Below are 21,711 nucleotides of genomic sequence, written 5' to 3'. Positions count from 1 at the left end.
TCGACTCAGCGGCTCCGCCGGCCCTTCGTCTGGCGGTAGTCCCGAGCCATCAGCGACTCGAAGTGGTCGAGAAACGCCCGCTTGCGCTCGCCAGTCAGGTCGACGGGATCGGCCAGCGGGACCAGCTCGAACCCCCGGCCCCGGATCGTGGTCGCGTGGGCGTCGGGGAACGCGAACGACTCGGCGGGCGAGGTGGTGTACTCGGCCGCGAGCTCGCGGAGCGCGCGCCCGCCGACCGGGACGAGGATTTCGGGGTTTATCATCCGGATCTCGGCGTTCAGGTACGGCTCACAGGTCCCGACCTCGGCGTCGGTCGGCGGTCGTTCGGGGTCCCGACACCGCGCGAGGTAGGTCACGAAGGCGTTGTCGAGTTCGGGCTCGTCGGCGCTCGGTAGCGACCTGTTGAGCCCGAGTCGCCCGAGCACGTCCTGGAGGGCCTCGCCGCGCTCGTCGCCGGTGAAGGGGACGCCGGTTCGGTCGGCCCCCGACCCGGGCGCCTCGCCGACGAACAGGAAGTCAGCGCCCACGTCCCCGTAGCCGTGGACGACGCGCTCGCGGGTCTCACACAGCGCCGGGCAGTTCTCGCAGTCGGCGTCCATGCCGAAGGGGTTCGAGGCGGTCTGCTGGTTCGCGTCCATCGTCCGTCCGATAGGGAGTCGAGCGGGAAAAACCGGTCGAACGGCCCCGACCGAATCAGTTCGCGTCCGCGTCGAGTGTGACGCCGTCCGCCCCTTCGGCCGGCTTGAACCGGATCGAGGCCACGCCCTGTCCGCCGACCCAGCCGTCGAACGCCACCAGTCCGTGCTCGGCCGCGGCGTCGAAAAGGTCCGAGAGATCGGTCCGGAACCCGTCGGCGTCGACGACGACCCTGACTGCCACCTCCTCGCCGTGACGGTCCACGTCGAACTCGCTCGCCGCCGCGAACGCGTCGAGACGATCAGCCGTCGATCGAGAATCGTCGCTCATCGAGTGGCGGTTCGTCGCCCCTCGGCATAAATCTGTAGTCCCGGCTCGGCGACTCACTCCGAGCCGCCGGTGGCGCCCCCGTCGAGACACTCGACGACCGTATCGAACAGCGACCCGATCGTCCGGACCGCGTCCGAGTCGTGGGCCGACGGGTCGAGACAGACGTAGCCAGCGGCGCCGTGTTCGTCCAACAGCTGGCGGAAGTCGACGAGGAAATCGGCCGCCTCGTTGACCGGGCGGTGTTCGAGCAGCGCGGTCGCCGAGTCGAAGCAGACGACCGCGCGGCCGTCGTCGGGCCAGGCGTCGAGGTAGTCGGCGGCGGCGGCGCGGATCGCCGCTCCGTCGGTCGGATCCGCGACGCCCCGGACCGCGTTCGAGTCCGAACCGGCCGACGCCGCGGTCGATCGCATCCGGTCGCCGACGCCGACGACCCCGACGCGTCGCGGTCGCGTTCCGACGCGTGCGGTCCAGTCTTCGAGGAAGCCGGCGGGCCGATCGAACGTGACCCCGAGCACGTCGTCGGGATCGTCGTCGGCCAGCAGGGCGAACGGCGTTCGGTCGCGGTGCGACCGCCGGAAAACGAGCGTGTGGGGGTCGGCGTCGACGCAGGTCCGGATCAGTTTCGCCTCGTAGGCCGTCGTCATGCTACGACTCGGAGACCGCGTTGCTGATTCGGACGGTCCCGTCGCTTCTCACGACGACGTCGAGCCCGCAGACGTCGAACCGAACGCTCGCCTCGCTCGAGGCCGTCGCGAACAGCTCGTCGAGCGCGTCGGGATCGACGCTCTCGTCGAGGGGGATCTTGGTGGTCATCGGATCGACGCCCGCGATCTCGGCGACCGCTCGGACGACGGTGCCGCTGACGGTCAGCGGGCCGTCGGGGTCGTGGTGAGCGTAGTACACGCCGGGTTCGTCGGCCGCTTCGACGAACCCCGAATCGTCGTCCCCCCAGTGACTCATTGACATCTTCCCGACCTCTCGGATTGGTTTCGATGTTCGCTTAATAAAACTATTGCTGTAACAACGGCGGGCGCGATCGACTCGTATCCACTCCATACCGGACGGTAATCCGAGTTTGTTCCGCGGTAGGTCCCACATATCAAAATAGTCGCCGCTCGTCGAACAGAACGTCGGCGATCCCGCCGACTACCGTACTATGTCAGACACTACCCTACGCTCGGAGATCGCGGACCGACCGCGACTCGTCGGCGCACTGTTCACGATCACCCTCCTGCTCGCTCAGGTCGGCGGCGCGGCCGCGACCGGCGTGACCGCGACGTACGGCCCTTAGAGGTCCAGAGAACTGCTCTGCCAGTACAGACATCGGTCTTTTTTGATCGGGTACCGGTGCTGGTCCAAATACTCGCGAAGCTCCTCGCGAGAGAGCTGAAACTGTCCGATCACGCCGGGTGCGAGATAGTGTCGCTTTGCCCCGCCCACCATCGGTCTCGCCATCGTGCCCATCCCGCGCTCTCTGGGCACGAACGCGTCGATAGTGAGCTCGTACCCGTCGTCTGCGTCCGCGATCCGACAGAGCATCGAGAGCCCGTCGTCCTCCTGGACGACCGCGGCCCGCCCGTCGCCGACGACCGTGTAGTGACCGCCGACGACGCTCTCGGTGCGAGCGATCTCGATCGCGGCCCGGAGCGGGAATCCGAGATCGAGGAGCCGAGCCATCGTCTTCCCGACTCTGAGCGCGCCGCTGTCGACGACGTCGTTGAGCGTGACGACCCCGCCGACGCTTCCGGCCTCGACGAGCGCCATCCCCTGCTCGTAGGTCCGGCAGGCGTTCAGCAGGAACGCGCCGACGCCAACCGAGTCGATGTCGGTGGCGTCGAGGTAGCCGTCCGCACACTCAAACCCCCTGTCGTCGACGTGGCCGATGTAGTGGAGGAAGTCGACGTCCTGCCCCAGAAGCCCTCGGAGTTCGCCGGTGGTCAGGTCCCGCCGGACCGTCACGTCGAACGGGAGCTCCGTCCGCGACCCGTAGGCCGCCCGGACCGCGTCGTTCTCCGCCCGCATCTCGCGGTCGTTGCCGACGACCGCGATCTCGATGTCGCCGGCGTCCGGCCGGCGATCGAGCTTGTTTCGGAACGCCGCCAGCGTCGCCTTCGTCGCCCCGATCGGCGTGCCGTCGCCGAACCACGCCGATTCGACGGCGTCGGTCTCGGGGGGTCGGATCAGCCCGAGCGCGCCCGCGTCTCGGTCCGGTCCGCGGACGCGGTCGCCCCGGGTCGCGCCCATGAAGTCGTCGAGGACGCCTTCCCGGAACGCCGCCGGGGAGACGCGCTCGCCCGTCGCGGGCCGGACGATCGCGAGGTCCCCGACCACGAACGGGAGCGCTTCGAGGCCGGTCGGGGAGGCGTCGACGTACGCCGCGAGGTTCCACCGGGGGACGTGGTCGGCGACGGTCTCGAACGGCACCGAGAGGTAGGCCCCGAGCCGGTCGGCAAGCGGTCGGTCGTACAGCGCCGCCAGATCGAGGTCGAGGCGGGGCGCCAGCGCCGCCCGCTCGTGGAGGTCGACCCGGTAGTAGCCCTCGGTCCGGACGAGGCAGTCGAACAGAAACGACTGCTTGAGCGCGCGCTCGACGCCCGTCTGGAGGTCCGGCTCGTCGAGCGCGAACTCCCGGTCGACACACCGGAGCCGGCCCGACTCGCCCGGGACGAGCTCGGCGCCGAGGTAGAACGCGAGCGGCGCGGCGATCGCGGCCGCGCGGTGGGTCGGCGGCACCTCGATCTCGACGCCGGTGTCGGGCGTCGAGAGGCCGTCCGGGATCGACAGCGTCGCGCCGACCTCGACGGTCGGCGGGTGACCCCGGAGGGTCGGGTACGACCGCTCGGGCGAGGTGGTCTTGAGCGCCGAGCCGAGATACGACAGCGCCCGGAGCGCGTCCGCCGGGTCGGAGGTGATCGTCATCGTCGCCGCGGGCCGCTGGTGGTACGACCGCGCGCCGACCAGCAGTTCGTCGGCGTCGAACGAGAACGCGATCCGATCGCCGTCGGCGCTCGCCGCCACCGCGCCCTCGACCCGGAAGTAGCACTTCACCGGCCCGTTGAGTTCGAGTTCGTAGCTGTCGGCCGGGAGTTCGATCTCTGCTCCCGGCCGGAGGGCGGCCACCATCCCGCCGTCCTCGCGACGGACGTACGCGTCCGCGATGCCCGCGACCCTCACGGTCGCGGCGTTGACCGCGACCGCGGCGTCGACCGGGAAGTAGAACGCCGCCTCGTCGATCTCGGACGGGGCGACCGGACCGCCGGTCCGGAGCCGGTAGCGGCGCCGCTCGATGGGGTCGACGATGTCGAGTCCGTCGTCGCACGGTTCGAACGTAACCACGTTTCACCTCGGAGCGAGCGTTACCAGCGGCCACTCGTTCGACCTCCAAAAGTCTCCTGTCGGCGGCCGGCGCCGGGCGCTACTCGTTTCGCGGGCTACTCGGGTGGTAGTCGGTGTCGTACTCGCCGGGCCGGTCGTCGAGCCGGTCGGGGTTGATCCGGCCGCCGAGCAACATGAAGTCGACGAGCGTCAGCGCCAGCATCGCCTCGACGACCGGGACGCCCCGGGGCGGAAGCACGGGGTCGTGGCGTCCGATGACCTTGGCCTCCTTCTGCTCGCCGGTCTCCCAGTCGACGGTGGTCTGGGTCTTGGGGATCGAGGTGGGCGCGTGGAGGGTGACCTCGCCGTAGATGGGCTCGCCCGTCGTGATCCCGCCCTGAATCCCGCCGTGGTCGTTCTCGACCGGCTTCGGGTCGCCGCGTTCTCGCGGTTCGTCACCGCTCGAATCCTCCGAGGCGCCCTGCGCCTCGCTATCGCCGAACTCCCAGTCGTCGTTTCGGTCTTTGCCGGTGTACTCGCGGGCCTCGCGGCCGAGTCCGAACTCGAAGGCGGTCGAGGCGGGCACGCTCATCATCGCCTGTCCGAGTCGGGCCTCCAGCGAGTCGAACCGGGGCGCACCCAGCCCGCGCGGGACTCCGCGGGCCTCGAAGTAGATGGAGCCGCCGATAGAGTCGCCTTCGGTCTGGTACTCGTCGATGCGCTCGCGCATCCGCTCGGCGGTCTCGGGGTGGGCACACCGCACTTCGTTGTCCTCGCTGTGTGCTTTGATCTCCTCGAACGACACCTCCGGCGCCTCGATGTCGCCGATCTGGTTGACGTGGGCCTTGAGTTCGACGCCCGCCTCGGCGAGGATCTTGGTCGCGATCGCGCCCGCCGCGACCCAGTTGACGGTCTCGCGGGCCGACGACCGGCCGCCCCCGCCCCAGTTTCGCGTGCCGAACTTCGCCGAGTAGGTGAAGTCGCCGTGGCTGGGCCGAGGCGCGGTGACGAACGGCTCGTATTTCTCCGACTGGGCGTCCTTGTTCTCGATGACCATCCCGATCGGGGTGCCGGTGGTGTAGCCGTCCTGGACCCCGGACTTGATCGAGACAGCGTCGGGCTCTCCGCGGCTCGTCGTGATCATCGACTGGCCGGGTTTGCGCCGGTCGAGGTCGGCCTGCACGTCGTCTTCCGAGAGTTCGAGCCCCGCCGGACAGCCCGAGACGGTGACGCCCATCGCGTCGCCGTGGCTCTCGCCGAAGGTGGTCACCTGAAACAGGCGTCCGAAGCTGTTGCCGTTCATTGGCAGTTGTTGTGTGGGCGGCCTATTTAGGGTTTGCAGAAGACGCAAGGCTGTGTCCGCGAGGCTCCGGAGTCAGACGGCCGGCTCGCATCTCGCTACCGCTCCTCGTCGGTCCGCGCCAGCCCGAGCGACTGTGCGGTCGGAAGGGTCCAGCCCAGCGACACCGCCACGCCGCGAATTCCGAGGGTCGCGACCGCACAGACCGTCGCGGCGGTGCTCCCCGTCGCCCCGACGGCCGTCGCCAGCCAGTAGGCGCATCCGCCGAGCACCGCACAACTCGCGTAGAAGTCCTCCAGGAGGATGAACGGCGAGCGGTCGAGCAGGAGGTCGGCGAACGCCCCGCCGCCGACCGCGTTGATCGTCGCGACCGCGACCACGCCGAACCCCGGGAGCCCGGCCTCGGTCGCGACGATGGCCCCCGTCGTGGTGAACGCCGCGAGCCCGACCCCGTCGGACAACAGCGCGACCGGGTGGTCGTCCGGCGAGTCGAGGACGACGCTCAGCCCGACCGCGAGTCCGACGCCCAACAGGCCGAGACCGATCTCGCCGGGCGCCCTGAGCGCCAGCGGGACGCGGTTCACGAGGAGGTCTCTGGTCGCCCCGCCCGCGAACGCGGTCGCGAGCCCGACCACCGCGAGGCCGAACACGTCGAACTCCTCGCGGATCGCCTTCGTCGCGCCGACCAGCGCGAACGCGACCAGCCCGACCGCGTTCATCACGGCGAACGGGTCGACGGCCGGGAGCGCTCCGAGAAACTGCGTCACTACCTCAGCCCACGAAAGCGAGCGTCTTGAGCGCTACGCATCCGTTTGCCCGGCTCGCGCCGGGATCGGCGGATCACTCCCGGTCGAGCGTCGCGCCGAGGTCGTACAGCACGTCGAAGAACTCCGGGAACGAGACGTCGACGTGTTGGGCGTCCGAGACGGTCGTCGGGCCCGAGGCCGCGAGCGCGGCGACCGACAGCGCCATCACGATTCGGTGGTCGCCGCGGCCGTCGACCGCGCCGCCGGTCAGCTCCGAGTCGCCGCCCCGAATCGTCAGCGTCTCGGCGGTCTCCTCGGTCTCGACGCCGAGGGTCGACAGCTCCTCGGCCATCGCGCTCACCCGGTCGGTCTCCTTGTACCGGACGTGCTCGCAGTTCACGAGTCGGGTCTCGCCGTCGGCGACCGCGCCGAGCGTCGCGACCGTCGGCAGCAGGTCGGGGGTGTCGCCCACGTCGACCTCGATGCCCGAGAGAGTCGAGCGCTCGACGGTCACGACGCCGTCCTCGCGGTTCCAGTCGACGTCGGCGCCCATCCGGTCGAGGACGCCCACGATCTCCGAGTCGCCCTGCGCGCTCGGGTACGCGCCCTCGACCCGGACCGCCTCGTCGGGGTCGGCCGCGACCGCGCCCGCCGCCAGCAGGTACGAGATCGACGAGAAGTCGCCCGGGACGTGATACTCCCCGTCGGTCGGCTCGTAGAACTGCCCGCCACCGACGCTGTAGGTCCCGCCGGCCGGCCCGGCCGCGTCGGGGCCGCGCTTCTCGGCGTCGATCCCGAACTCCTCGAGGAGTTCGAGGGTGATGTCGACGTACGGCGCCGACTTGAGTTCGGTTTCGAGTTCGATCTCGATCCCGTCGTCGGTGACCGCCCCCGCCATCAGCAAGGCGGTGACGAACTGCGAGGAGACGTCGCCGGGCATCGAGACGCGCCCGCCCGAGATCGGTCCCTCGACCACCAGCGGAGCCCGCCCGTTTCGCCGGGTGCTCTCGGCCCGGCCGCCGAGCGACTCGACGGCCTCGAGTAGCGGACCGTGGGGGCGCGAACGGAGCGAGCTATCGCCGGTGAGGACGCTCGCGCCGTCGGCGAGCGCGGCCGCCGCGGTCACGAGTCGCATCGTCGTCCCGCTGTTGGCGCAGTCGACGACGTCGGCCGGCACGTCGGGACGACCGTCGAAGCCGTCGACGTCGAGGTGGTCCGACTCGCGGGTGACGGCCCCGCCGAAGGCCTCGACCGCGCGCATCGTCGCCTCCGTGTCGGCGCTCACGAGCGGATCGTACACCAGCGCGCCCCCGGAGTAGCCGGCGGCGAGGATGGCGCGGTGGGTGTAGCTCTTCGAGGAGGGCGCCCGGGCGGCCCCCGAGAGCGTCGACGGCGAGAGTTCCACGTTCATGCGCGACCAGAGGACCCGGTCCCGTATCAGGATACCGGACGTGACAGGTCTGGCGCCCGCCGACCGGAGCTCACTTGCGGTCGAGCCGCGAGAGGCCGTGCCAGATCGCATCGACCAGCCTGTCTTCGCCCTCCCCGTCGGCGTCGTCCCACCCGCGGGCGAGTGCGTCCTCCAGCACCGAGAGGTCGTGGTTCTCGAAGTTGTTCATCCCGCGGAACGACTCCAGCGCCTCGCGTCCGGCCTCGCCGAAGTCGGCGGTCGGCTCGCCGTCGTAGAACCCGAGGTCGACGAGCGTCTCAGAAACGGTCTCGGCGGTCGCGCCCGACAGCTCCCGGCAGTCGTCGGGCGCCTCGCGTTCGAGCAGGGTCACGTCGTACACCTTGAACGCGCGTTCGAGTTCGTCGATCGGCGACTCGTGGTCGTCGACCCGCACGTCGATCCACCGGTCGTTGTTGCCCGCGTACCCGCCCTCGGCCTTCGCGACGTAGAGGGCGGCGCTCTGCTCGCCGCGCTTGTCGCCGCCCGCCGCGTTGCCCGCGTGGAGGGCCTCGATGAGCCGCTCGGGGAGGCCGCCGTCGGCCGACTCGAACGCCTCGCCCATCGCCTCGACCGTCTCGCGGTTCTCGAGGATGTTGCCCTGCGCGGTGTAGGTGTCGCCCTGCACGTCGCCCGCGTAGTCGAGACACTCCTCGCCGGTGAACGCGGCCACCGAGCCGTCCTGCCCGACGACGCCGACCTGTCGCTGGGGGGCTTGGTCGTCACCGTCGGTGAGTTCGTCGACGACCTCGGCCGCCGAGCGGCCCTCCCGAAGCAGGTCGAGACCGTCGGGCCCGTACGCGACGTTTGCGAAGCTCTGGGTGGCGACCGCGCCGGCGTCGGCGCTGGCGAACGGGACCACCGCGCCGACCGAGACGAACTTCGACTGGACCGCGACGCCGACCGCGTCGGTCTCGGGGTCGCGGGCGACGATCGAGAACGTGGCTGGTCGTGGTTCCATGCGACACGACTGGCACCCGACCAGAAAAAGCGTTCGCGCGGCGGCGTCAATCACCGGTTTCGCCGTCCCTCGCCCGCTTTCGCGCGGTCAGCGGCTGGCGGCGGGCCAGCTCGCAGTCGAACGCGGGATGCTCGGCGAAGTGGTGGACGAGCATGTGGCGCCGGCCGCCGGTCAGGCCGGGCCGACCCACGTCCTCGGCGGTGAACGTTCGAGGCAGTCGGTCGTAGAACCGACGCAGTTCCTCGAAGCTCTCGAACACCTTCCGGTGGCCCGACGAGTCCGCTCGCGAGCGCGCGACGACGTAGCTACCGTCCTCGCGGTGCTCGCCCGCCGTCTGCTCGAACGCCCGGCGCTCGGTCAGCGCCTCGCCGAGCGCGGTCCGAAGCCGATCGGCCTCGGCTCTGGTGAGGTCGTGCGTCTCGCCCGCGAGCGTGACCGCGACGCGGTCGGCGTCGACGTTACGTTCGGCGCGGAATTTCTCGATCAGCCGCCGGCTGGCGACTTCCCCTATCCTCCGGGTCCCCGGGCGACGAAGGTCGTGGCGTCATGTGAGAGTCGATACGCACCGCCCCGACATAAGCGTCGGGGCGGTCCGGTCACCGCCGGGTGACCAGCAGGACGGCGACGACGACGTTGTACACCGCGAGCCCGGCCGCGATCGCGCCGACCGAGAGCCCGACGTAGACGGTCGCCAGCATCGCGGCCTCGGTCGCGGTCTCGGCGAGCGCGACCGCGAACGCGAGCAGGCCGCCGGCCACGGCGGCTACCGGCGGGCCGAACTCCCGCCAGTAGGTTTCTGAGACGGGGAGGCGGAGCCTGACGACCGACTCCTCGGAATCCCGAGGCATGCGCGCTACCTCTCACCCCGCGGACATAAGTCTTCAGGCGCCGGAAGGGCGTGGACGGGAACGAGCCGCGAGTCCGCGGTCGTTTTGTGCTCCCGGGCCGTACCCGCGGCCATGAAAGTCCGCGGCGAGCGCGAGTGCAAGGACTGTGGGGCCCGGTGGTCCTACTACGAGACCGGGAGCGTGGCGTGCCCGTCGTGCGAGAGCCTCCGGAGCGTCGGCGTCGACGACGAGCGGCGCCTCCACACCGACGCGCCGGTCGAACTCGACCTGAGCGACGCCCGGGCGGCGCTCGACGACGAGTCGCTCCGCGAGACCGCAGACCGGGCCGGCGAGGTCGCCCGCGAGTACGTCCGCAAGCGCGGGTTCGTCGACGCCGGGGAGCTACGCGCGCTCGACGACCGCTATCTGACGGCCCACGAACTCCGACACGCCGCCGACGCGATCGGTCGGCGGATGGACCCAAGCGACGAGGAGGAGTGGTACTTCCTCGCGCTCCTGCGTGGCGCCGACGCCGCCGAGCCCGACCGGCCCGCGCCCGACGAGGTGCCCGCGTCGATGCGGGGCGTGCGGGGGCTGGCGTACGCGAACGCCGTGCGCGAGTACCGCCGAGAGATGCTCGACTGGCTCGACGAACAGCCCGAGACCCGGGACCGATCCGTCCTCGAAACGATCGGCTCGCACCTCAAGCGTGTGCGGGCGCTCGACGGCGAGGTCGACCCCACCGACGCCGAGGCGCTCGTGGCCGCGGCCCGCGACGCGTCCCGATTCCTGCGCGAGGACGACGCCGAGGCGCTCGCCAGCGCCCGCGAGCGCCTCGACCGACTCGCCGAGTAGCGCCGGCCGGCGAACGCTTTTGTTACTCGGTGCCATACCATCGACCATGGCGACCGACGACACCTCGCGGCTGGGGTGGGCGTTCAGACTCCTGTTTCTCGTCCTCGTGGTCGTCCCGGTCGCGGTTCCGTTCGCGGACGCCGTCGAGGCGCTCCCGGTCGCGCTCGATACCGCCCTGCTCGCGCGACTGACGGGGGCCGGAGCGGTGCTCGCGGTCCTCGCGGTGCTCGTCGCACAGAAGCGCCGGGCTCGGGGCCGGGAAGTCACAGACTCGCCCGAACACCGACGCGACCGCGAGCCCGAAGGCACCGGCGAGGTGTACGCGCCGTACGCCTACAACAACCAACAGCGAGCGCGCCGGGAGGGCGAGCGCATCCGCGAGCGGGCGGCCGAGGTCGCCGAGGCCGACCGCGAGGGCCGCGACCGGCCGTAGGCCGTTCAGGGCAGGTCGACCGCGACGCCCGACTGCCGGCTCGCGGCCTTGACCGTGTTGTACAGCAACATCGCGCGGGTCATCGGGCCGACGCCGCCCGGGACGGGCGTGATCGCGCCCGCGGTCCCGGTCGCCGACTCGAAGTCCACGTCGCCGACCAGTTCGTAGCCCTTCTCGGTGTCGGCCTCGACGCGGTTGACGCCCACGTCGATCACGGTCGCGCCCTCCGTGAGCATCGAGCCGTCGATCATCTCCGGGACCCCGGCGGCGGCGATCACCACGTCGGCGCGTCGGGTGTGGGCCGCGAGGTCCTCGGTCCGGGAGTGACACACCGTGGTCGTCGCGTTGCCAAGCGGCGCCTTCTGGACGAGGAGGTTCGCCATCGGTTTGCCGACGATGTCCGATCGCCCGACCACGACCGCCTCGGCGCCTTCGGTCTCGACGTCGGCGGCTTCGAGGAGCTTCTGGACGCCGTGGGGCGTGCAGGGCTTGAACCGGGCGTCGCCGGCGACCATCCGGCCGACGTTCTCGGGGTGGAAGCCGTCGACGTCCTTCTCGGGGTCGATCGACCGGAGGACCCGCCGGTCGTCGACGTGGTCGGGCACCGGCATCTGGACGAGGATCCCGTGGACGTCGGGGTCGTCGTTCAGCTCCTCGACGGTGTCGTACAGCTCCTCGGCGGGCGCGTCGGCGTCGAGTTCGACGTGGACGCCCTCGATGCCGACCTCCTCGCAGTCGCGCTGTTTCATCGAGACGTAGGTCTCGCTGGCGGGGTCGTCGCTCATCAGGACGGTCGCGAGCCCGGGACGCTCGCCCGCGTCGGCGAGCGCCTCGATGCCCTCTCGAAGCTCGTCGCGGATCTCGGCGGCGACGGCGTCCCCGTCGATTATCTCGGTCATTACGTATCGGATCGGCGCCGAGCCATTTCAACCCTCGGGTTCGTGCGTATTTCCCGGGTGGAAAATCAGTTTCTATTCACGACCGTGGATTACTCGTACAGCGGGTTCGCCTCGCAGAGCGCTTTGACGTCCTCGGCGACCTCGGCTTTGACGTCCTCGTCGTCGACGTTGTTGACGACCCGGGCGATGAGGTCGCCCACGTACCGGCAGTCGTCCTCGTCGAAGCCCCGGGTCGTGAGTGCGGGGGTTCCCGCCCGGATGCCGCTGGTGACGAACGGCGAGCGCGTCTCGCCGGGGACGGTGTTGGCGTTCAGGACGATGCCCACGTCTTCGAGGGCCTCCTCGGCCTGCTTGCCGGTCACGTCCTCGTGGGACTCCCGGAGGTCGACCAGCACGAGGTGGGTGTCGGTGCCCCCCGAAACCAGCGAGAAACCGTCTTCCTGGAGGCTCTCGCCGAGCGCCTCGGCGTTCTTGACCGTCTGGGCGGCGTACTCGTCGAACTCGGGGTCGAGCGCCTCTCGGAAGCCGACCGCCTTGCCAGCGATGTTGTGCAGGAGGGGCCCGCCCTGCATCCCCGGGATGACGGCGGAGTCGATGGCGTCGCCGTACTCCTCGTCGGCGAGCACGATGCCGCCCCGACCCGCACGGATCGTCTTGTGGGTCGACCCGGTCACGAAGTCCGCGATCCCGACCGGCGAGGCGTGCTCGCCCGACGCCACCAGCCCGGTGATGTGGGCCATGTCCGCGAGGTGGTAGGCGTCGGCGGCGTCGGCGGCCGCCTGGACGCGCTCCCACTCGACCTCGCGGGGGTACGCCGAGTAGCCCGAAACGACGATGTCGGGGTCGAATTCCTCGGCGTGCTCCCGGAGGGCGTCGTAGTCGACGTACCCCGTCTCGGGGTCGACCTCGTACTGCTCGACCTCGTAGAGCTGGCCGGTGAAGTTGGCGTGGTGGCCGTGGCTGAGGTGGCCGCCGTGGGTCAGATCGAGCGAGAGGATCTTGTCGCCGGGGTCGAGCATCGCGAAGTAGACCGCCATGTTCGCCTGCGAACCCGAGTGGGGCTGGACGTTGACGTACTCGGCGCCCCAAAGCTCCTTGGCGCGCTCGATGGCGAGGTTCTCGACCGTGTCGACGTGTTCACAGCCGCCGTAGTAGCGCGAACCGGGGTAGCCCTCGGCGTACTTGTTCGTGAGGACGCTCCCCTGGGCTTCCATCACGGCCTCGCTGACGTGGTTCTCGCTCGCGATCATCGCCAGCGTGTCGCGCTGGCGGTCGACTTCAGCCTCGAGGGCGTCTGCTACCTCCGGGTCGGCGGCACGGACGCGGTCGTACTCCATGCACGAAATCGGTATGTCCCGGCGTATAAGCTTACCTTTCGCGGCGCTTCTGGAGGACGACAAAACTATAAACGACGCGTGGGATACGATTCGTGACGCAGACATGCTCGACTGGGAGGAGACGGACTCGGGGTTGCGGGTGCTCGACAGCACGAAGACGGAGGTGCGAGTCGACGCCGACGACTGGGAGCCGGCCGACGCGGTCGACGCCATCGAGCGCCCGCTGGACGAGCGCCTCGCGGGCTACGCCTCCGAAATCCGGCTCCCGCCCGGGCTCGTCTTCGCCCACGGCGGGAAGGCCGACGCCGAGTACACCCACGGCAGTGACGCCGACCCGCTGGAACTCCCCGACGACGAGTACCTGCTGGACGTCACTCTCAACATCAAGACGTACTTGAAGTTCTCGGGCTCCGCGACCGTCTGGAAGTCCGAGGACTACGACCACCTCTACGTCTCGTTCCCCGAGCGTACGCTAGTGACGTTCGGATTCCGGAGTCACCACGAGGAGCCGATCGGAACCGTCACCGTCCCCCAGACTCCCGCCGGGGTCGCGACGGCGGTCACCTACTCGTCGGCGGCCCACAAGACCACCGGCCCGGACCGGTCGTTTCCGAACCTCCGGGGTCACCCGCCCCGGATCGCGTTCGGCGACCGAACCGAGATTCCCGACGGGCTCGCTCGGGCCCGCCCCGAGGTCGGGATCGAACTGGTGGTCCCCGACGAGTTCGCGTCCGTCTACGTCGCGGCCCCGCTGGCCCACTACCTGCAGGCCGAACTCACCGTTGCCGACAGATCCAGACCGGTATTGCGCGCGCCGTCGGCCGGCGTCGATCGGGAGTTCTCCCCGTTGCCCGCGTTCCAACACGAGGTCGCCGACACGCTTCGTCGGGTGTTCTTCCTCGACTGTCTGGTCCGGAACGCCGGGGAGTTCAGCTGGGAACTCGCCGAACTCGACCTGCTCGAAGAGTTGGCGCTCGACCCCGCGGCGACTTACGAGGCGACGCCGGCCGAACAGCTCGGGACGTATCTCGACGCCGACTACGGGCGCATCGACGGCGATCTCCCGGCGTGGCACCTCGCGGTCCACGTCGCCGACGAGCCGGCCAACGCCGGCGTGCTCCCGTACCTGCTCGACTCGCTGAGTCTCGTCTACCGACCCGAGTCCACGGAACTCGACAAGAGCGAGCTCCTCAGCCGGTCGATCGACGACTTCTATCGGTCGGACGCCGCCGACGCGACGGCGGCGTCGCCGACGGCCGCCGAGGGGTTCGCCCGGTCGACCGCGGGCGAGGTCGAGTCGGTCGACCGACGCGACCCGGTGCTCCACGACGCTCGCATCAGCGGCTGGCTGGCCGACGGGGTGCCGATCGACGTGTTCAACGCGGTGCCCGACGCCTACGAGAACCGGTTCAAGTACCTCGACGAGACGACCGGTGACATCGACGTGACGGTCGTCCTCAACGACGAGGAGATGGCCGACGAGCGCGCGACCGTCTCGGAGATCTACCGGGAGCGAAGCGAGGACCTCCCGATCGATCTGACCCTCCACGAGCGGCTCACGACCGGGGAGCTCGCCGACGTCTTCGAGTCGTCGCGGGACTTCGTCCACTACATCGGCCACTGTGAAGAGGACGGACTGCGGTGTCGGGGCGGGAACCTCTCGGTCGCCGACATCGGCGAGAGCAACGTCCAGACGTTCTTCCTGAACGCCTGTGGCTCCTACTACGAGGGCCGAGAGCTCGTCAGAAAGGGGAGCGCCGCCGGAGCGGTCACGTTCACCAAGGTGTTGAACAAGCAGGCCGCGACGGTCGGGGCGGCGTTCGCCCGACTGCTGATCCACGGGTTCAGCATCCAGCGTGCGCTCCAGTTCGCCCGCCGCCGGATCATGATGGGGAAAGACTACGCCGTCGTCGGCGACGGCACGCACACGCTGACCCAGACCGACAACCGGTATTCGAGCGCCGGCCGCATCGAGGAGCGCGACGGCGCGTTCGAGGTGACGTACAACCAGCTCGCGTCCCGGTCGATCGGCGGGGGCTATCAGGTGTATCTCCCCGACCGCGACGAGATGCGCCTCCACGGCAACGAGTCGACGTTCACGCTCGACACCGACGAACTCCGATCGTTCCTCGGTCGAGCCGAGGCGCCGTTCGTCTACGACGGCGACCTCTACTGGTCGGACGAACTCGCGAAAATAGTGACCGAGTAGTCGAGATTACGGGCCCGTCGACGCTCCCGCCGACGCGTTCGTTCCGACCTCTACCACGACCGTTCCGGCCGCGGTGAGCGCGAACGCGGCGTTCAGCGCGCGCGGATTATCCATCAACCACTGTCGAAGTTTGGCTCGCATGGCTTGTGCAGTGTTATACAGTGACACTACTTTATTGTTTCGGGGTGACTATACGTTAGTATGATACGATTGCGCTGAGAAACCGACTCCTAACCGGCGGCCGTTCGACCCCTCGATACCTGAACCGGACCGCCGGTGGTCGATTCCGGTTCGCCGGCCCACACGAACCGACGACGTTCACGGAACTCGGGCCGCGACCGGCGTCCGATTAGAATTATCCGACCTGCGACTTCATATCCGGAAATAATCCGTGATTTCCCCCCGTTACTAACGTTAAAATTAAGTAGGGTAAGAGCCTTTGTGCGCGTATGGAAACTGGATCGAATTTACTCGACCGAGAGATAGCTGAAATCCTCCGGGCGGTTATCGATGACGCTCCGGAGTCGCTGCTCGTAATTAATCCGTCTGCGGACGCGATCGAGGATCTCGTCTCCGTCGCCACCGACTACGACGGCGAGCTCCCGACGCTTCGACTCCTCGCCGAGGAAGGTAGCCTCAAGGACGTGATGGACGACTTCATCGTCGCGAGCAACGCCGCCGACCTCATCGACGAGGGCGCGCTGTCGCTTCGGACCAGCGACGAAGTGCCGAGCAACTCCCTGCTCGTCACCGACGAGGTCGTCGTCGCGCTGGTGACGGCCGACGACCACGTCGGCGGCCTCACCGCGACCGACGAGGCGTTCGTCGGCGACGCGTTCGATTCGTACACCGACGAGTGGGACGCCGCCGACGAGTTCTCGCTTCGCACGCCCCCGATCACCCGGGTGCGAGAGACCCTCGGCGAGGAGATCAGCCCCGACGCCCAGGAGGACTTCGACGCGGTGCTCTCCTCGATGGAGACGGCCCGCGGGGACGGCGACGGCCTCGACGAAGTCACGATCAGCCTCCTCGTCGCGGCGAAAAACGAGGCCCTGCTGTACGACATCAGCAAGTGGGGCGAGGACGTCGGCATCGCGAGCAAGGCCACCTTCTCGCGCACCAAAACGAAGCTCGAAGACATGGGGCTCATCGGCACCGAGAAGGTCCCCATCGACGTGGGACGCCCGCGTCTCCGTCTCAAGCTCGCGAACGACGACCTCCGCGACGCCGACACCGACCAGCTCGCGGGCGTCGCCCAGAGCCTGCTTCACTGACGCCGCCCGAGCACGGAGGCGCTTCGCTCTCGGTTCGGTTTTTCTCGCGTCACCTCCGAGCGATAGCACCGGTCTTTTCGGTCCCCGGGTCCGTCCGTCGACCCATGAGCACACCGACCGTCGGAATCGCGGGCGCCGGTCGCGCGGTCGAGGCCGTTCGCGCGGCGATCGACGGGGCCGAAATCGTCGCGCTCGACCCCGAACAGCTCGGCCGCGCCGACTTCGGCGTGGTCGTCGACGACGCCGGCGCCCCCGCGTTTTCGCGGGCGAACCGCGCGGCCCGGGCGGGCGAGACGCCGTGGCTCGCCGTCGAGCTGGGCGGTGTCGGCGGTCGGCCGATATCGGCCGTCGACGCCGCGGTTTCGGGGTTCACAGTCCGGACGGCCTGTTACGAGTGCCTCGAAGCGCGCGTGGCGGCGAACGCCGACGACGGAGACGCCGAGTCGGGCGCCGGGACCGCGCCGGCCACCGCCCGGTTTGCGGGCGCGCTCGCCGGCCGAGAGGCGGCGAGGCTCCTCGACGGCGAGGACTCGGCGGTCCTCGGCGGCGTCCTCGAAGTCCCCCACGCCGAGCGGCGCCTGCTTCCGGTTCCGGGCTGTTCGATCTGTGGCGCCGACCCGGAGGTCGAGCCCGGGCTGGATCGCGAGTTCGTCGACGCGACCCTCGAGGCGTCGCTGACACGCGCCGAACTGGCGGTCGACGACCGGGTCGGCATCGTCTCGACGCTCGGCGAGGCCGAGTCGTTCCCCGCGCCGTACTACCTGGCGACCCTCGCGGACACGACCGGTTTCAGCGACGCGCGATCGGCCGAGCAGGCCGCCGGGGTCGCCGTCGACTGGAACGAGGCGCTGATGAAGGCGCTCGGCGAGGCGCTCGAACGGTACGCCGCGGGCGTCTACCGCGAGTCGTCGTTCCGGATCGCCCGGTCGGTCGACCTCGACGCGCCGGTTCCGCCCGCGGCGTTCGTCCGCCCCGACGGGTGGACCGACCCCGGCCCGGACGACGAACTCGCGTGGGTCGACGGCGAGGACCTGCAGACCGGCGACCCGGTCGCGCTCCCCGCCGAGTTCGTCCACTTCCCGCCCCCGGACGTCCGCCACAGGCCCTCGATCACGACCGGGCTCGGGCTCGGCAACTCCGGGGTCGAGGCGACGCTGTCCGGGCTCTACGAGGCGATCGAGCGCGACGCGACCATGCTGGCGTGGTACTCGACGTTCGAACCGCTCGGGCTCGCGGTCGACACCGAACGGTTCGACGCGCTCGCGAAGCGCGCCCGGGCCGAGGGCCTCGACGTGACGCCCCTGCTGGTCACCCAAAACGTCGACGTGCCGGTGGTCGCGGTCGCGGTCCACCGCGAGGGGGCGTGGCCCCGGTTCGCGGTCGGATCCGACGCCGACCTCGACCCGGACGCGGCCGCGGCGTCGGCGCTGGCCGAGGCGCTCCAAAACTGGATGGAACTGCGCTCGATGGGCGAGGCCGACGCCGCCGACGAGGACGGCGCGATCGGCCGGTACGCCGACTTCCCCGAGGCCGCCCGCGAGTTCGTCCGGACCGAGACGACCGTCCCGAGCGCCAGCGTCGGCCCCGCGGACCCGCCCGAGGGCCTCGCCGAACTCGACGCCGTCCTCGACAGGCTCGCGGACGCCGACCTGTCGGCCTACGCCGCGTCAACGACCACACGGGACGTCGAGCGACTGGACTTCGAGGCGGTGCGAACGCTCGTTCCGGAGGCCCAGCCGCTTTTCACCGGCGAGTCGTTCTTCGGCGAGCGCGCCCGCGAGGTGCCCGCGGCGCTCGGGTTCGAGTTCCGACCCGACCGCCCGTTCCACCCGTACCCCTGAGCAAGTCGACTCCGGACGTCGGGGAGTTTTATCGTCCCGCCCGTTGTGGCTGGTAGCGTATGGCACGGATCGTTCTGCGCCGGCCGCCGAAGGGGGACCGATGACGACCGAGTTCGACCTCGGCTGTGTCCAGTGCGACGAGTCGCTCGCCAGACGGACGGTAGCGGCCCAGCGGCTCGGATTCGGGGGCGAGACGGAAATCGAGGTGGCGGAGTGTCCCAGTTGCGGCGGGCGCTACTTCCCGGAGGCCGCGCTCAGACGCCTGGAACCTTAGATGCCGAACGTCGCCCGGAGCATGTCCCGGCTCCCGGGGCCGAGCCCGACCGCGACGATGGCGATGAGTAGCAAGATCGCGTAGCGCGGGCTCTCCTCGAAGATGCGCTCGTCGAACACCCAGATGACGAACACCGCGGCGATCAGCTTCACGATCAGGAACGGCCACGCGGTTCCGATGACCTGCTGGACCGCCTCGGGGAACTGCTCGCCGACGCCGATCAGCGCGCGGTTGACGGGGTGTTTGGGGACCAGATCGGCGGGCAGGCCGAGTTCGCGCGCCCAGTCGATCCCGACCACGTTCGCCACGCCGTCGACGGTGTGGGCCCAGAGGACCACGATGCCCATGTTCCGGGTGCCGCGGTTGATCTGGGGGGCGTAGCGCTCGATCGCCCACCAGACGCCGGCGGTCAAAAGCGTCGCCGCGACCACGACGACGGCCGTGATCTGGGGGTAGAACTGGACGTAGTCGGTCGTGAACGCGAGGAAGGTGAGATAGCCGAGAATGACCGCGAGCAGTGCGGTGCCGACGCCCGCGAGCGGATAGCGGTAGTTCGCGTCGCCGCCGGTCAGCCGGACGCTGGCGACGAGCGCGACCAGCGTGATCGCGAACATCGTGAAGTAGATCACGGGGCTGATGATGAGCGTGTTCCACGGGAACGCGATCGCGATGTCGACGCCCTCGGGCACGGCGTCGAACGCGTCCTCGACCACGCGTAGCGCGCCGCCGACCAGCATGTAGGGGAACAGCGCGTAGAACAGCTCGCGGTCCCGGCCGACGTCGAGTCGGCGCAGCAGAAACACCACGCCGATCAACGCGACCAGCAGCGTCACCGCGTAGCCGATCTCGGAGACGATCGTGTAGCCGGGGTACGCGACCGGTTCGGCCGCGGCCGCACACGACGCGGCGTCGGAGAGGTACGTCGTCGATCCGTCGGCGTAGACCGCACACGCCGCGCTCTGTGCGTCCGCCAGCACCGGCCCCCAGAAGTAGTGCCAGACGAACCCGTAGTAGACCCGCTCGGGAAACGCGATCGACCCGCCGATCAGCGCGACCAGCAGGGCCGCGACCGCGCCGACCCAGAGCCGCTCGGAATCAAGCTCTTCGATAGCGGTGACCATGGGTTAGGTGGCGTATCGGGGCGGTTTTACGGTTCCGGTATCGGCCGTCGGATCACTCGACGCCGTCGACCGGGAGCTCCTCGGCCTCGTAGGGGGTCCCGAGGATCACCATCGTCTGCGAGCGGGCGAACCCCTCCATCTGGGCGACGTTGTCGAACATGAGCCGGCGGAGTTCGTCGGCGTCCTCGGCGTAGACGCGCATCAGAACGTCCCACGATCCGGTGGTGAGGTGGACCTCCTGGACGCCAGGAATGTCTTCGAGTCGCTCCAGGGTCTCTTGCTCTTGGCCCTGCTCGACCTGAAGCCCGACGATCGACGAGATGCCGTAGTCGAGCGCCTTCGGGTCGACCTTCGCGTGGTACCCCTCGATGACCCCCGCTTCCTCCATTCGGTTGACCCGATCGTGAACCGTCGCGCTCGACATGTCGATCCGGCGCGCGATCTCGCTGAACGGCGTTCTCGCGTTCTCCTGCAGCGCTTCCAGTATCGCACGATCGGTGTCGTCGAGTTCCATACGTAGTATCTGATTCTTTCAGACTAAATATCCTTAGATTCAGGCCGCGGTCTCGAGCGATTCCTTATGGGACGTTTCGGGCGGCCGCGAGCAGTTCCTCGTGGGCTTCACCGTTCGAAGCCACCAGCCCCTCGCTGTCGTGTCGCCACGGCTCGCCGTCGAGGTCGGTGACGACCCCGCCGGCCTGCCGGATCATGTAGACGCCGGCCACCGTGTCCCACGGGTTCGGGACGACGTTCGTGATCGCGCCTTCGAGCCCGCCAGTGGCGACCATCCCGAGGGTGAGTTGGGCACACCCCAGCCGGCGCATGTCGGCGAACCGCTCGACGATCTCCCGGCAGACGGCGGCGTACTCGTCGCGGCGGTCGAAGTCCCACCAGATCGTGGGCGCGACCGCGAACGTCTCGGGGTCGGTCTTGTCGCTGACCGACGCGGGCTCGCCGTTGCGCCGCGTCCCGTCGGGGCCCGCGAGGTAGGTGTCGCCGAGCGCCGGCGAGACGTTGGCGGCCGCGACCGGTTCGCCGTCCCGGACCGCCGCGACGCTGGTCGTCCAGAGGGGCGTCGACCGCACGAAGTTGTTCGTGCCGTCGATCGGGTCGATGATCCAGACGTCGCCGGCCTCGGGCACCGCTTTGAGTTCGTCTTCCTCCTCGCCGACGACGGCGTCGTCGGGGTACTCCTCGCGGATGACCTCGATGACCCGTCGCTGGGCGGCCCGGTCGGCCTCGGTGACCACGTCGGTCTTGCCCGACTTGATCTCGACGTCGATGTCGTCGCGGAACCCCTCGGCGGCGACCTCGCTGCCCGCTCGCGCCGCGCGCTCGGCGACCGCGAGTCGGGGGTCGGTCTGGGCGTCGCTCATGTGCCAGCGGTAGAGCGTGTCGGGAAAAGCGTTGTCGGTTCGAAATACCGGGCGGTCCGACGTCCCGGAGCCCCGTCGTATCGCCGCCCCGCGACGGCGTCTCACCGATCGCGTTCGAGTTCGCGGTCGATCGCGTCCCGGGTCGGGTCCTCGACGGTCGCGAGCGGATCGGCACACACCTCACAGAGGACCGTCCGCGTCGTCGAGAGCCGCACCAGCGGGACGCCCAGAAAGACGACCTCTCGATGCGTGATGCGGCGCTCGCCCGGCCCCTCCCAGTCGGTGCAGGAATCACAGGGAGTCTCTTCGGAGAGCCGAATCGGTGTCGACTCGGTCCGCTCGACCACGCCCGAGGCGATCCGCGGGTAGGGCGACGACGTCCCGGTCGCGATCCGGACGCCCACGTATCCGAGCCCGAGGAGAGCCGCGAGGAGGAGCGGTACCAACAGAAAGCCCGAGACGCGGGCCATCGCCGCTAACAGCGCGAACGCGACGGCGGTGACCAGCGCGAACGTAAGGTATCGTCGCAT

24 protein-coding genes are annotated in these 21,711 nt (G+C 69.6%); 7 read left to right on the top strand and 17 right to left on the bottom strand.

Annotated features, from left to right (window positions below; all coding sequences use genetic code 11):
- Nucleotides 1–5: 5 nt before the first annotated feature.
- Genes EPL04_RS14505 through EPL04_RS14490 form a run of 4 tightly spaced genes read right to left on the bottom strand, consistent with a single transcriptional unit; the run spans nt 6 to nt 1,926 of the window.
- Complete coding sequence (locus EPL04_RS14505; protein ID WP_134671910.1) at nt 6–638, bottom strand: uracil-DNA glycosylase; 633 nt, start codon at nt 636–638, stop codon at nt 6–8.
- 55 nt (nt 639–693) lie between these two features.
- Nucleotides 694–966, bottom strand: coding sequence for a hypothetical protein (locus EPL04_RS14500; RefSeq protein WP_134671909.1), 273 nt, complete (start codon nt 964–966; stop codon nt 694–696).
- Nucleotides 967–1,019: 53 nt separating this feature from the next.
- A complete protein-coding gene (locus tag EPL04_RS14495; RefSeq protein WP_134671908.1) occupies nt 1,020–1,610 on the bottom strand; it encodes a DUF7504 family protein in 591 nt (196 codons plus the stop codon).
- A 1-nt stretch (nt 1,611) separates the two neighbouring features.
- A complete protein-coding gene (locus EPL04_RS14490; protein ID WP_167599488.1) occupies nt 1,612–1,926 on the bottom strand; it encodes a HalOD1 output domain-containing protein in 315 nt (104 codons plus the stop codon).
- Between the two features lie 196 nt (nt 1,927–2,122).
- Between EPL04_RS14490 and EPL04_RS19365 the strand changes: the two genes are divergently transcribed.
- Entirely contained in the window at nt 2,123–2,257 is a 135-nt protein-coding gene (locus tag EPL04_RS19365; RefSeq protein WP_280178003.1) for a DUF7503 family protein, read from the top strand.
- Here the strand turns inward: EPL04_RS19365 and EPL04_RS14485 are convergent.
- The 7 genes from EPL04_RS14485 to EPL04_RS14455 form a co-directional block, all read right to left on the bottom strand.
- A complete protein-coding gene (locus EPL04_RS14485) occupies nt 2,254–4,302 on the bottom strand; it encodes a hypothetical protein (protein ID WP_134671907.1) in 2,049 nt (682 codons plus the stop codon). The two genes, EPL04_RS19365 and EPL04_RS14485, sit on opposite strands and share 4 nt — an antisense overlap.
- Nucleotides 4,303–4,381: 79 nt before the next feature.
- Nucleotides 4,382–5,584: a chorismate synthase gene (gene aroC / locus EPL04_RS14480; RefSeq protein WP_134671906.1), complete on the bottom strand. Its 1,203-nt coding sequence runs from the start codon at nt 5,582–5,584 to the stop codon at nt 4,382–4,384.
- 95 nt (nt 5,585–5,679) lie between these two features.
- Nucleotides 5,680–6,300 (bottom strand): trimeric intracellular cation channel family protein, encoded by a 621-nt coding sequence (locus tag EPL04_RS14475; RefSeq protein WP_134671953.1) that lies wholly within the window; start codon nt 6,298–6,300, stop codon nt 5,680–5,682.
- 121 nt (nt 6,301–6,421) lie between these two features.
- Nucleotides 6,422–7,738: a 3-phosphoshikimate 1-carboxyvinyltransferase gene (aroA, locus tag EPL04_RS14470; RefSeq protein ID WP_134671905.1), complete on the bottom strand. Its 1,317-nt coding sequence runs from the start codon at nt 7,736–7,738 to the stop codon at nt 6,422–6,424.
- Between the two features lie 70 nt (nt 7,739–7,808).
- Nucleotides 7,809–8,735: a DUF1028 domain-containing protein gene (locus EPL04_RS14465; RefSeq protein ID WP_134671904.1), complete on the bottom strand. Its 927-nt coding sequence runs from the start codon at nt 8,733–8,735 to the stop codon at nt 7,809–7,811.
- A 46-nt stretch (nt 8,736–8,781) separates the two neighbouring features.
- Nucleotides 8,782–9,219, bottom strand: coding sequence for a DUF7528 family protein (locus tag EPL04_RS19455; protein ID WP_134671903.1), 438 nt, complete (start codon nt 9,217–9,219; stop codon nt 8,782–8,784).
- A 112-nt stretch (nt 9,220–9,331) separates the two neighbouring features.
- Nucleotides 9,332–9,583, bottom strand: coding sequence for a hypothetical protein (locus EPL04_RS14455; RefSeq protein ID WP_134671902.1), 252 nt, complete (start codon nt 9,581–9,583; stop codon nt 9,332–9,334).
- A gap of 111 nt (nt 9,584–9,694) precedes the next feature.
- On the opposite strand from EPL04_RS14455, the gene EPL04_RS14450 reads away from it, so the two are divergent.
- Nucleotides 9,695–10,417 carry a DUF7117 family protein gene (locus EPL04_RS14450; RefSeq protein WP_134671901.1) on the top strand — a complete coding sequence of 241 codons (723 nt, stop codon included), beginning with the start codon at nt 9,695–9,697 and terminating at the stop codon, nt 10,415–10,417.
- A gap of 46 nt (nt 10,418–10,463) precedes the next feature.
- Entirely contained in the window at nt 10,464–10,850 is a 387-nt protein-coding gene (locus EPL04_RS14445) for a hypothetical protein (RefSeq protein ID WP_134671900.1), read from the top strand.
- A gap of 5 nt (nt 10,851–10,855) precedes the next feature.
- Here the strand turns inward: EPL04_RS14445 and folD are convergent, their stop codons facing one another.
- Complete coding sequence (folD, locus tag EPL04_RS14440) at nt 10,856–11,749, bottom strand: bifunctional methylenetetrahydrofolate dehydrogenase/methenyltetrahydrofolate cyclohydrolase FolD (RefSeq protein ID WP_134671899.1); 894 nt, start codon at nt 11,747–11,749, stop codon at nt 10,856–10,858.
- 89 nt (nt 11,750–11,838) lie between these two features.
- Nucleotides 11,839–13,086, bottom strand: coding sequence for a serine hydroxymethyltransferase (gene glyA / locus EPL04_RS14435; RefSeq protein WP_134671898.1), 1,248 nt, complete (start codon nt 13,084–13,086; stop codon nt 11,839–11,841).
- 103 nt (nt 13,087–13,189) lie between these two features.
- Here glyA and EPL04_RS14430 point away from each other — a divergent pair, with 103 nt between their 5' ends.
- The 4 genes from EPL04_RS14430 to EPL04_RS18845 all read left to right on the top strand — a co-directional run bounded on the left by EPL04_RS14430 (nt 13,190) and on the right by EPL04_RS18845 (nt 18,684).
- Nucleotides 13,190–15,295: a hypothetical protein gene (locus EPL04_RS14430; protein WP_134671897.1), complete on the top strand. Its 2,106-nt coding sequence runs from the start codon at nt 13,190–13,192 to the stop codon at nt 15,293–15,295.
- A gap of 449 nt (nt 15,296–15,744) precedes the next feature.
- Nucleotides 15,745–16,569: a transcriptional regulator TbsP gene (gene tbsP / locus EPL04_RS14425; protein WP_134671896.1), complete on the top strand. Its 825-nt coding sequence runs from the start codon at nt 15,745–15,747 to the stop codon at nt 16,567–16,569.
- Nucleotides 16,570–16,673: 104 nt separating this feature from the next.
- On the top strand, nt 16,674–18,410 hold the full coding sequence (locus tag EPL04_RS14420) for a YcaO-like family protein (RefSeq protein ID WP_134671895.1): 1,737 nt from the start codon (nt 16,674–16,676) through the stop codon (nt 18,408–18,410).
- Between the two features lie 100 nt (nt 18,411–18,510).
- The gene (locus tag EPL04_RS18845) at nt 18,511–18,684 is read left to right on the top strand and encodes a hypothetical protein (RefSeq protein ID WP_167599487.1); all 174 of its coding nucleotides are present in this window, start codon (nt 18,511–18,513) and stop codon (nt 18,682–18,684) included.
- Here the strand turns inward: EPL04_RS18845 and EPL04_RS14415 are convergent.
- From EPL04_RS14415 to EPL04_RS14400, 4 genes are all read right to left on the bottom strand, one after another.
- Nucleotides 18,681–19,805 (bottom strand): DUF63 family protein, encoded by a 1,125-nt coding sequence (locus EPL04_RS14415; RefSeq protein ID WP_134671894.1) that lies wholly within the window; start codon nt 19,803–19,805, stop codon nt 18,681–18,683. The genes EPL04_RS18845 and EPL04_RS14415 overlap by 4 nt on opposite strands.
- 52 nt (nt 19,806–19,857) lie before the next feature.
- On the bottom strand, nt 19,858–20,319 hold the full coding sequence (locus EPL04_RS14410) for an Lrp/AsnC family transcriptional regulator (RefSeq protein ID WP_134671893.1): 462 nt from the start codon (nt 20,317–20,319) through the stop codon (nt 19,858–19,860).
- Between the two features lie 64 nt (nt 20,320–20,383).
- Nucleotides 20,384–21,181 (bottom strand): inositol monophosphatase family protein, encoded by a 798-nt coding sequence (locus tag EPL04_RS14405; protein WP_134671892.1) that lies wholly within the window; start codon nt 21,179–21,181, stop codon nt 20,384–20,386.
- A 101-nt stretch (nt 21,182–21,282) separates the two neighbouring features.
- A complete protein-coding gene (locus EPL04_RS14400; protein WP_134671891.1) occupies nt 21,283–21,711 on the bottom strand; it encodes a hypothetical protein in 429 nt (142 codons plus the stop codon).

It is taken from the genome of Halorussus marinus, from assembly GCF_004521895.1.
In the GTDB taxonomy this organism is placed as follows: Archaea; Halobacteriota; Halobacteria; order Halobacteriales; family Haladaptataceae; genus Halorussus; species Halorussus marinus.
This window is presented reverse-complemented; position numbering and strand designations above follow the sequence as displayed.